Source organism: Kitasatospora sp. NPDC059812 (assembly GCF_042732075.1).
Taxonomy (GTDB): domain Bacteria; phylum Actinomycetota; class Actinomycetes; order Streptomycetales; family Streptomycetaceae; genus Kitasatospora.
Genome location: NZ_JBHWIO010000005.1, coordinates 1,302 through 11,619 on the forward strand (window position 1 = coordinate 1,302; position 10,318 = coordinate 11,619).

Consider the following 10,318-nt stretch of genomic DNA (forward strand, 5'->3'; position numbering starts at 1 on the left):
GGGTCTCGGCGGCGCCCCGGTCGCGCTCTGCGGGCGCCGCCCCTCCGAGTCGCTGGGGGCGGGGCGCGCGGGGGCGCGCCCCCCCCCCCCCCCCCCCGGGCCCGGCGCCCGCACCCACACCCGTACCCGTGTCAGCGCCGGTAGCCGGTGGCCGGTGGCCGACGGGCGCCCGGGAAGCATCGGGCCACCCGACATGCTGACCCGCCCCACCCCGCATAGCATCCCCTATGTACTCGTATGTCCCGAATTCCGGTGCGCGCCTGCGCCGCCGGCCTTCCGTGCACTGGGGAGAGCGACGAGCATGGCCAACCCGGCACTCGTGGACCCGGCCACGATCCGCGCGACCGCCGCCGAGGCCTGGATCCGTGCCTACCCGATCCTGCAGAACTACCGCACCCTGTACGCGCAGGCACTGGACGACGCGGACCCCGGGTACGTCGGCGGCTTCGGCGTCTTCCGTCACCGCTCGCAGCCGTTCACCCCGGCCGACACCGACGTCGCCTCCCCCGACAACGACACCCCGCACTCCTGGGCCTGGCTCGACCTGCGCGCCGAACCGTGGGTGGTGTCCGTCCCGGCCGCGGACCGCTACTACGTCCTCCCGCTGCACGAACTCGACACCGTGTACGCCGGGTTCGTCGGCGCCCGGAGCACCGGCCAGGAGGCCGGCGACTACCTGGTGGCCGGCCCCGACTGGCAGGGCGAGCCCCCGCCCGGCATCCGGGGCGTGCTCCGCACCGCCACCCGCCTGGTCGGCATCCTCGGGCGCACCCACCTCACCGGCGACACCCCCGCGGACATCGCCGAACTGAAGACCGTCCAGCAGCAGTACCGGCTGCGCCCGTTGCACGAGTACGCCGGCACCCCGGCGCCCGCCCCCGCGCCGGAGCCGGTCTGGCCGGTCTGGCGCGAGGAGGTGCTGGACACCGTCGAGTTCCTCAGCTTCCTCGACTTCCTGCTCGGCTTCTTCCCGCTCCGCGGGCCCGTCGAGCTGCCGCCCGCCGAGGTCGACCTGCGCGGCCGCCTCACCGACCTCGGCGTCGACGGGCGCGGCGAGTTCGAGCCCGCCACGCTGCCGATCGAGGTCCGGGCCGAGATCGAGCGCGGTATCGCGGACGGCCGCGCACGGCTGGAGCGCGCCGCCGCCGAATCCGAACCCACCACGCCGGCCGCACTCTTCGGCACCCGTGAGCGGATCGGCGGGGACTTCCTCCGCCAGGCCCTCGGCGCCAGGCTCGGCCGCTACGGGCTGCCCACCGAGGAAGTATGGTGCGGCGGTTGGGCGGCGGACAGCGCGGGCAACCGGCCGCCGAACGCCAGCGACAGCGACTACGCCGTCCGCTTCGGCCCGGACGACCTGCCGCCGGCCCGGTACTTCTGGTCCGCCACCATGTACGCGCTCCCGGACCGCCTGCTGGTCGACAACACCCTGGACCGCTACGCGATCGGCGACCGCACCCCCGGCCTGGTCCGCGACCCGGACGGCGGGCTCACCCTCCACCTCCGGCACAAGCGGCCCGCCGACGCCCAGCACTCCGCCAACTGGCTGCCCGCCCCGGACGGCCCGTTCACGGTCGTCGTCCGGCTCCACGGCCCGGACCGGTCCGTCCTCGACGGCCGCTGGCACCTCCCGCCGCTCGACCCGAGCTGACCCGAGCTGGCCCGAGCTGACCCGAGCTGACCCGCACCGCAGAAATCGGCACCGCAGAGATCCGCACCGCAGAGACCGCGCCGACCGGACGAAGGACACCCCGATGAACCACCCCGAGCTGGAGGCCCTGGCCGCCGACGCCTACGTCTACGGCTACCCGCTCGTCGCCGACCTCACCATGGTCGAGCGCTTCTCCCGGGGCGGCCTGGGCACCCTGCCGGCGGCGTCGTTCAACCACTTCAGCCACGCCACCCGGCTGGCCGGGCCCAAGGACCACTTCGTCTCGGTCAACAACGACACCCTCTACTCGATCGCCCAGCTCGACCTCTCCGAGGGCCCGCAGGTGCTGCGCGTCCCGGACACCGCGGGCGCCTACTACGTGCTGCAGGTCGTCGGCGCGTGGACGGACAACGTCGCCTACGTCGGCAGCCGTGCCACCGGCACCGGCGAGCAGACCTGGCTGATCGTCCCGCCCGGCTGGCACGGCACCCCGTCCGACCCGGCCCGGGTGATCGAGGCGCCGACCACGGTGGCGACCATCGTCGGCCGCTTCGCCTGCACCGGGCCGGACGACCTCCGCCGGGTCAAGGCCCTCCAGAAGGCCCTCACCCTGGAGCCGCTTGAGCCCGGCGGGCTGGTCGCCGGACTGCCCGAGCCCGATCCGGAGGTGCCCGAGCGGCTGGCCTTCTTCGAACGGCTTCGGGTCTGGATGCAGGCCTTCCCACCGGCCGGTCCGGACGTCGAGTACCAGCAGCGCTTCGCCCCGCTCGGCCTGCTCGACGAGGGCACCTCGCCGTACCGCGCGGCCGCCGCGGACTGGACCCTCTCGCTGGCCAAGGGCCTGGCCGCCGGCCGCGAACGGGTCGAGGACGCCACCCGCCCGCCCGAGGACCACCCGCCCGGCGAGTGGCGCTCGGCGCTCCACCTGTTCGACTACAACATCGACCACCTGGGCCCCGGCACCCTCGACGACCCCGAGTGGCGCATCCCCGACCGCCGCGCCGGCTACCTCAGCCGGGCCGCCGCCGCCCGGGCCGGCCTCTGGGGCAACCACGCCTACGAGGCCTCGTTCGCGATGACCTACGACGACTCCGGCGGCCGCCCGCTCAGCGGTGCGCACCGCTACACGCTGCGGTTCGACCAGCCGCCGCCCGCCGAGGCGTTCTGGTCCGTCACGATGTACGCGCTGCCGGACTACTACCTGGTGGACAACCCGATCGAGCGCTACACGATCGGCGACCGCACCCCGGGCCTGGTGTACGGCGCGGACGGCTCGCTCACCCTGACGCTCCAGCACGAGCAGCCCGAGGACGAGGTGGAGGCGGCCAACTGGCTGCCCGCCCCGGTCGGCGAGTTCCGGCCGATCATCCGGCTCTACCAGCCGAAGCCGGCCGTGCTGGACGGCAGTTACCGGGTGCCGCCGATCGACCGGAGCTGACCGCCGTCGCCACCGGGCGCGGACGTCGAGGGGGACACCGGACGCTCAGTGCGGAGCCGGGGTCGCGGTGCCCGTCGGGGTGCCCGAGGGCGGTGGCGAGGACGGGTGCGCGGACGCCGATGCCGATGCCGATGCCGACGACGAAGGCGAAGGCGAAGACGAGGACGACGCCGAGGAGGACGGCGACGACGAGGGAGCGGAGGACGACGGCGACCCCGACGGGGACGGAGCCGCCGTGGCCGGCACCGACGGCTGCGGCGAACTGCTCGGCTGCGGGTCCGTCGTGGCCGACGCCGACGCCGATGCCGACGTCCCCGGAGCAGCGGGGGAGGAAGCCGAGCCGCCCCGGTTGTGCGGTCCGCCCTCCAGGGTGACCACCGCCTGCGAGGGCGGCAGCGCGATCCGGGCGGTCCAGTGCGCGGTGGGCGCGAGGTCCTCGTCCACGGTGACGGTCACGGTGATCCGCTGGCCCGGTGCGAGGGTGCCGGAGTCGCGGCTGAGCCGCAGCCAGCCGGCGTCCGTCACGGCGTGCCAATGGATCTCGGTGGTGCCGGAGTCGGTGAGGGTGAGGACGGTCCGGCTGCCGTACTCGGCGGCCTCGACGGTGAGCAGCCCGGCCGGGGCCGGTTCGGCGCCGCCCGGGCCGCCGCCGGGCGCGGGTGCCTGGCCGACGGCGGGTGCGGGGGCGGCGACCAGGGTCGGACTGCCGATCGGGGTCGCCCCGTGGGCCGGTACCGGGACCGCCGGGCCCTGGAGGGTCAGCCGTGGAAAGCCGAGGGGCAACGTTTCTGCACCCCCCGCCCCCGCACCCGCCAACTCCATCCCCGGCACCCCCGGCAGCCCCGTGCCCGCCGTCGTGCCCGCCGCCGGCCACGGCTTCGACGGCTGCTGCCCGCCCGTCCGCCCGGCCTCCTCCACCCGCACCGTGGACACCGCGGCCGCCGTCCCCTCCCCGCTGCTCCGGTGCCCAGCCCACAGGGCGACCACCGGCGCCGCCAGGACGGCCGCGAGCACCCCGGTGGTCACCACCCGCCGACGCACCGCCAGCGCCCGGCCCGCGTCCGGCGCCCGGTGCCGGGGAAAGCCGCCCTGGTCGAACCGCAGCCCCGACTCGGCCACCGGCGCCGCCCCCGCCCGCCGCACCGCCCCGGCCGCCGACGGCAGGTACGCCGCTCCCTCGCTTCCCTCGCCTCCCTCGCCCGAGGGCGCCGGGGAGGGCACCGGGGCGGGGGCGGGCGCCGCCAGCAACGGCAGCCCGGACAGCCCCGCCGAGCCCTCCGCCACCTCGCCGGCCACCCGCTCCGCCGTCCCCCGGCAGGTCGGGCAGTCCACCACGTGCTGCACCAGCTCCCGGCGCAGCGCCGGGCCGAGCACCCAGTCCCGCCAGGACTCCGCCCCGGCCCCGCCGAGCTGGTCCAGCACCGGGCAGCTGCCCACCCCGAGCACCAGCAGCGCCGCCCTGGTCCGGGCCACCTCCGCCTCGGCGGCGGCGAGCAGCGCGCGGGTCCGCTCGAACGGCAGGCCCAGCACCGCCGCCACCTCGTGCGGGGTCAGCCGGTGCCGGACGGACAGCTCCAGCGCCTCGCGCTGCTCCGGGTCGGTGCCGGCCGCCTCCGGCCAGGCGAGCGAGGCCAGCTCGCGCCGCCGCCGGGCCGCCTCGGCCTCGGTCGGCTCCGCCGTGGCGTCCCGCCCGGCGCCGTCCGCGAGCCGCCGCAGGCAGCAGTACCGGGCCAGCGAGAACAGCCAGGCCCGGACCAGCCCGGGCTCGGTCAGCCGGGCGCCGTGCCGCCGTGCCAGCTCGCGGGCCTCGCGCAGGGCGCCGGCGGCCGCGTCGTGCTCGCACAGCACCGAGAGACAGTAGGTGAACAGGCCGTCCACCTGCCGGTCGTACGCCGCCAGCACGGCGGCCGGCGGCCCTTCAGTACGCGTTGTCACCCGTCCGACGGTAGAGACGGCGGGCGGCGTACCTCGGCCATTCGCCGTGTATGTACTTCTTTCGGGTAACAACATCGCCCATCTGTGTGGGTTTGGGCCCGGTTCCGGTGGAGTTCGGGCCCGGTTCCGGCGGAGCAGGGCGTTGTCGGACCCAGGCGCTACGGTGGGCCGCATGGCTGCCCGTACCAAGACCACCGCCAAGCCGCGCCCGGCGTACCGCTGCACCGAGTGCGGCAACCAGCTGCCCAAGTGGGTCGGCCGCTGCCCGGAGTGCAACGCCTGGGGCACGGTCGAGGAGTACGGCGCGGTGCCGATCCGGACGACGGCCGCGGGCCCGGTCAGCTCGCCGGCCCGTCCGATCGGCCAGGTGGACGGCCAGGTCGCGACGGCCCGCTCGACGGGCGTGCCGGAGCTGGACAGGGTGCTCGGGGGCGGGCTGGTCCCCGGCGCGGTCGTCCTGCTGGCCGGCGAGCCCGGCGTCGGCAAGTCCACCCTGCTGCTGGACGTCGCGGCCAAGGCCGCCACCGACCGGCACCGCACGCTCTACGTCACCGGCGAGGAGTCGGCCGGTCAGGTCCGGCTGCGCGCCGACCGGATCAACGCGCTCTCCGAGCACCTCTACCTCGCCGCCGAGTCCGACCTCGGCGCGGTGCTCGGGCACATCGACGCGGTCAACCCCGGTCTGCTGATCCTGGACTCGGTGCAGACCATCGCCTCCGCCGAGCTGGACGGCGCCCCCGGCGGTCCGGCCCAGGTCCGCGAGGTGGCGGGCGCGTTGATCCGGGTGTCCAAGGAGCGCGGCATGGCGACGCTGCTGGTCGGCCACGTCACCAAGGACGGCCAGATCGCCGGCCCGCGCCTGCTGGAGCACCTGGTGGACGTGGTGCTCAGCTTCGAGGGGGACCGGCACGCCCGGCTGCGGCTCATCCGCGGGATCAAGAACCGCTACGGCGCCACCGACGAGGTGGGCTGCTTCGAGCTGCACGACGAGGGCATCGTCGGCCTGGCCGATCCGTCCGGCCTCTTCCTGACCAGGCGTGACAAGCCCGTCCCGGGTACCTGCCTCACCGTCACCCTGGAGGGCAAGCGCCCGCTGGTGGCGGAGGTGCAGGCGCTGATGGTGGATTCGCAGATCCCGTCCCCGCGGCGCACCACCTCGGGCCTGGAGTCGCCCCGGATCGCGATGATCCTGGCCGTGGTGGAGCGGCACGGCGGGGTGAAGCTCGGCAAGCAGGACATCTACACCGCGACGGTGGGCGGGGTGAAGCTGAGCGAGCCGTCCGCCGACCTCGCGATCGCGCTCGCGGTGGCGAGCTCCTCCTCGGACACCCCGCTGCCCAGCAACCTGGTGGCGATCGGCGAGGTCGGTCTGGCGGGCGAGGTACGGCGGGTGACGGGGGTGCAGCGGCGGCTCGCCGAGGCGCACCGGCTGGGCTTCACGCACGCCCTCGTCCCGCCGGATCCGGGCAAGGTGCCGCCGGGCATGAAGGTGGTCGAGGTGGCCGACATCGGCGAGGCGCTGCGGGCCATCCCGGGCCGTCGCCGGGCCGCCGCCAAGCCGCGCGCTGAGGCGCGTGCTGAGGCGCGTGCTGAGGCGCCGTCGGCGCCGCCGGCCCCGCGCGCGGCCCGGGTCGTCGCGCACCCGGAGGAGCTGATGGAGGGCTGGGAGCCGGTCGACTCCGACGAACTGCGCTGACCCAAGCCCTGTCGATGCCGCACGCAGTTAGACTTTCCCCAGTCTCATTGGCCAGAAGGCAGTACCGAGCGGTACTGAGCGACAGAGCAACAGACCGCGGACCGGCGCACGGCGCGAGGCGCGCGGCACGGGGTCGACCGGAGGAGTCACGTGGCAGCCAGCGACCGGGGGGCGGACAAGGCCTCCCGTGAGGAGGCCCTGCTGCGGGCCTCCCTCAGTGCCATCGCACCCGGCACGGGGCTGCGCGACGGCCTGGAGCGGGTGCTCCGGGCCAACACCGGCGGCCTGATCGTGCTCGGTTTCGACAAGACGGTCGAGTCGATCTGCACCGGCGGCTTCGTCCTGGACGTCGAGTTCACCGCGACCCGGCTGCGCGAGCTGTGCAAGCTGGACGGCGCGGTGGTGCTGGACAAGGACATCACCAAGATCGTCCGGGCCGGCGTGCACCTGATGCCGGACTCCACCATCCCCACCGACGAGACCGGCACCCGCCACCGCACCGCGGAGCGGGTCAACCGGCAGACCGGCTTCCCGGTGGTGGCGGTCTCGCACTCGATGCGGCTGATCGCGATGTACGTCAACGGCACCCGCCGGGTGCTGGAGGACTCCACCACCGTCCTGTCCCGCGCCAACCAGGCGCTGGCCACCCTGGAGCGCTACAAGCTGCGCCTGGACGAGGTGGCCGGCACGCTGTCGGCGCTGGAGATCGAGGACCTGGTGACGGTCCGGGACGTCACCGCCGTCGCCCAGCGGCTGGAGATGGTCCGGCTGATCGCCACCGAGATCGCCGGCTACGTGCTGGAACTCGGTATCGACGGCCGGCTGCTCTCGCTCCAGCTGGACGAGCTGATCGCGGGCGTGGAGCCGGAGCGCGAACTGGTCGCCCGGGACTACTTCCCGGAGCGGGCCGCCAAGAAGGGCCGGACGGTCAACGAGGTGCTGGCCGACCTGGAGGCGCTCACCCACGCCGAGCTGCTGGACCTTCAGACGGTCGCCAAGGCGCTCGGCTACTCGGGCTCCCCGGAGTCGCTGGACTCCGCGGTCTCGCCGCGCGGCTACCGGCTGCTGGCGAAGATCCCGCGCCTGCCCAACACGGTGATAGAGCGCCTGGTCGAGCACTTCGGCGGCTTGCAGAAGCTGCTCGCCGCCAGCATCGACGACCTGCAGACGGTCGAGGGCGTCGGCGAGACCCGGGCCCGCTCGGTCCGCGAGGGCCTGTCCCGGCTGGCCGAATCGTCCATCCTGGAGCGCTACGTCTGACCAGGCGCCACGTCCGACCTGACGCACCGCCGCGCACGGCCCCCGGGGAACGCCCCGGGGGCCGTCGTGCACCCCGCCGAGTCACCCCGTCGAGTCCCCCCTCGTCGAGCCACCCCGACCGGCGCACCCCGACCGGCCCGTGAGGCGCCGAAGCCCCCGGCCGCGTCGGCCGGGGGCTTCGAGTTGAGTCGAGGGGGGTTCAGCTGTCCAGGCGGATCGAGGAGCGCGCCGAGACCTGGCCGCCGGAGAGCCCGGTGAGGTCGGCGACCACCAGGTAGGTGCCCGCCGCGGGGGGCGCCGGGTCGGCGGTGGCGCACTGCGGCTTGCTGCGGCTGCGGTCCCAGGTGAACGTCTCGGTCAGGCCGTTGTTGGCCGGGATCTGCACCCAGCTGCTGCCGCGGTCGGACGGGCAGTCGCCCGAGGACCAGACCCGGTCGCCGTTGCTGGCGGTCACGGTGATCGCGGAGGCCGCCCGGCCCAGGTCCACCCGGCAGTTGGCGCCGGAGGCGTTCTTCACGGTGAGCGAGAGCCGCGGCTTGTCCTTGGGCTGGTACGAGTTCTGCGCGCTGGCCAGCTCCAGGGTGACCTGCGAGGAGGCGCAGACCGGAAGCGCCATCACCTCGGGCGTGTTCACCACCGGGGCGCCGCCGCCCGTGCCGCCCGCGCCGCCGGAACTGCCGGCTGCACCGCCGCCCGCCGCCGCACCGCCACCCGTGCCCCCGCCGGTGGCAGGAGCCGGGTTGGCACCGCCGCCGGTGCCGCCGGTGCTGAGGCTGACCTCGCCGCCGCCGGAGCCGGCCACCGGGCCGCCGCTCGCGTTGCCGCCGCTGCCGCCGCCGGGGCGCGCCGCAGGGCCGCTCGGGGACGCGCCGGGCGTGATGGACTGGGCTGGGGTCTGGCTCTGGGACGGAACGGCCTGCGCGGCCTTGCTCGATGAGCCGCCGTCACCGCCCCCGTCCTGATCGATCATCAGCCAGGCGATCAGGGCGGCGACCGCCGCGACGGCGACGAGCACGACGACGCGCCGACGCCAGTAGATCGAGGCCGGCAGCGGTCCCACGGGTTGACGCAGAGAGGGCACGCCCAAACTCTACGAGACTGTGTGTGCCGCTTGACGCACCAACACCGCACAGTCGCCCCTTCCTTCACATGATCCGCCATTTGCGCCGTTCGAGGGAGCTCTGAAGCGGTAAGTTTCCGGGAGATCCACGGGGGTATCCGGAGCGCTTCTCTCCGCTTCGGTCGCGCCCGTCGACATGGGAGGATCGAAGGGCCATGGCTGCCATCACCGTCACCCCCGCCCCCGTCCCCCCGGCAGGCGCCGCGCCGGACGCCGTCCGGCCGCCGATGCCGCTGCCGCTGCTGCACGCGACCGTCCTCGACTGGTACGAGGCCGACAAGCGCGACCTCCCCTGGCGGACGCCCGAGGCGACGCCCTGGGCGATCATGGTGAGCGAGTTCATGCTCCAGCAGACCCCGGTGAAGCGGGTGCTGCCCGCCTGGGAGGCGTGGCTGACCCGCTGGCCCACCCCGGCGGACCTCGCGGCCGATGCGCCCGGCGAGGCGGTCCGGATGTGGGGCCGGCTCGGCTACCCGCGCCGCGCGCTGCGGCTGCACGCGGCCGCGGTGGCGATCACCGAGGAGCACGGCGGCGAGGTGCCGGACGACCACGCCACCCTGCTCTCGCTGCCCGGGGTGGGGGAGTACACGGCCGCCGCGGTCGCCTCCTTCGCCTTCCGCCAGCGGCACGTGGTGCTGGACACCAACGTCCGCCGGGTGTTCGCCCGCGCGGTGTCCGGCGTCGAGTACCCGGCCCAGGCCACCACGGCCGCCGAGCGCCGCACGGCGACGGCGCTGCTGCCCGACGACGCCGAGACCGCGGCCACCTGGGCGGTCGGCGTGATGGAGCTGGGCGCGCTGGTCTGCACCGCGCGCGGCCCGGAGTGCGGGGGCTGCCCGCTGTTCGCCCACTGCGCCTGGCAGCGGGCCGGCCGCCCGCCGTACGAGGGCCCGGCCCGGCGGGGCCAGACCTACGAGGGGACGGACCGGCAGGTGCGCGGCAAGCTGCTCGCGGTGCTGCGGGAGTCGCACGGCTCGGTGCCGCAGGCCCGGCTGGACGCGGTCTGGCCGGACGCGGTGCAGCGGGCCCGGGCACTGGACGGCCTGGTCGCGGACGGCCTGGTGGAGCCCGTCGAGCAGGGCGTCTACCGACTTCCCCAGTAGTCGGCCACGAGTAGTCGGCCACGAACGCGAGACGGGGGGGGGGGGGGGCGCTCGCCCGCGGCGCCGGCGGGGGGGCGCGGGGGGGGGGGGCGGGGGCCCGCCGCGAGGGTCGCCC

General features: G+C 75.4%; 7 protein-coding genes. 5 read left to right on the forward strand and 2 right to left on the reverse strand.

Going from position 1 to position 10,318, the window contains the following annotated elements; genetic code table 11:
* The first annotated feature begins 301 nt into the window (after window positions 1-301).
* Window positions 302-1,651 (forward strand): DUF1254 domain-containing protein, encoded by a 1,350-nt coding sequence (locus ACFV6D_RS03780; protein WP_380558204.1) that lies wholly within the window; start codon window positions 302-304, stop codon window positions 1,649-1,651.
* 103 nt (window positions 1,652-1,754) lie between these two features.
* A complete protein-coding gene (locus ACFV6D_RS03785) occupies window positions 1,755-3,089 on the forward strand; it encodes a DUF1254 domain-containing protein (RefSeq protein ID WP_380558207.1) in 1,335 nt (444 codons plus the stop codon).
* A gap of 45 nt (window positions 3,090-3,134) precedes the next feature.
* Here ACFV6D_RS03785 and ACFV6D_RS03790 read toward each other — a convergent pair whose 3' ends face one another.
* Window positions 3,135-5,024 (reverse strand): hypothetical protein, encoded by a 1,890-nt coding sequence (locus ACFV6D_RS03790; protein WP_380558210.1) that lies wholly within the window; start codon window positions 5,022-5,024, stop codon window positions 3,135-3,137.
* A 172-nt stretch (window positions 5,025-5,196) separates the two neighbouring features.
* Here ACFV6D_RS03790 and radA point away from each other — a divergent pair, with 172 nt between their 5' ends.
* Entirely contained in the window at window positions 5,197-6,720 is a 1,524-nt protein-coding gene (radA, locus tag ACFV6D_RS03795; RefSeq protein WP_380558212.1) for a DNA repair protein RadA, read from the forward strand.
* A 201-nt stretch (window positions 6,721-6,921) separates the two neighbouring features.
* On the forward strand, window positions 6,922-7,980 hold the full coding sequence (gene disA, locus ACFV6D_RS03800) for a DNA integrity scanning diadenylate cyclase DisA (protein WP_063351299.1): 1,059 nt from the start codon (window positions 6,922-6,924) through the stop codon (window positions 7,978-7,980).
* A 199-nt stretch (window positions 7,981-8,179) separates the two neighbouring features.
* On the opposite strand, the gene ACFV6D_RS03805 is transcribed toward disA, so the two are convergent.
* The gene (locus ACFV6D_RS03805) at window positions 8,180-9,061 is read right to left on the reverse strand and encodes a hypothetical protein (RefSeq protein WP_063348818.1); all 882 of its coding nucleotides are present in this window, start codon (window positions 9,059-9,061) and stop codon (window positions 8,180-8,182) included.
* 266 nt (window positions 9,062-9,327) lie between these two features.
* On the opposite strand from ACFV6D_RS03805, the gene ACFV6D_RS03810 reads away from it, so the two are divergent.
* Window positions 9,328-10,203, forward strand: a complete 876-nt coding sequence (locus ACFV6D_RS03810) for an A/G-specific adenine glycosylase (RefSeq protein WP_063351300.1) — start codon at window positions 9,328-9,330, stop codon at window positions 10,201-10,203.
* Window positions 10,204-10,318 lie beyond the last annotated feature (115 nt).

Coding starts and splice junctions, on each gene's coding strand:
- ACFV6D_RS03780 (WP_380558204.1), top strand. CDS start 302: ATGGCCAACCCGGCACTCGTGGACCCGGCCACGATCCGCGCGACCGCC.
- ACFV6D_RS03785 (WP_380558207.1), top strand. CDS start 1,755: ATGAACCACCCCGAGCTGGAGGCCCTGGCCGCCGACGCCTACGTCTAC.
- ACFV6D_RS03810 (WP_063351300.1), top strand. CDS start 9,328: ATGCCGCTGCCGCTGCTGCACGCGACCGTCCTCGACTGGTACGAGGCC.
- radA (WP_380558212.1), top strand. CDS start 5,197: ATGGCTGCCCGTACCAAGACCACCGCCAAGCCGCGCCCGGCGTACCGC.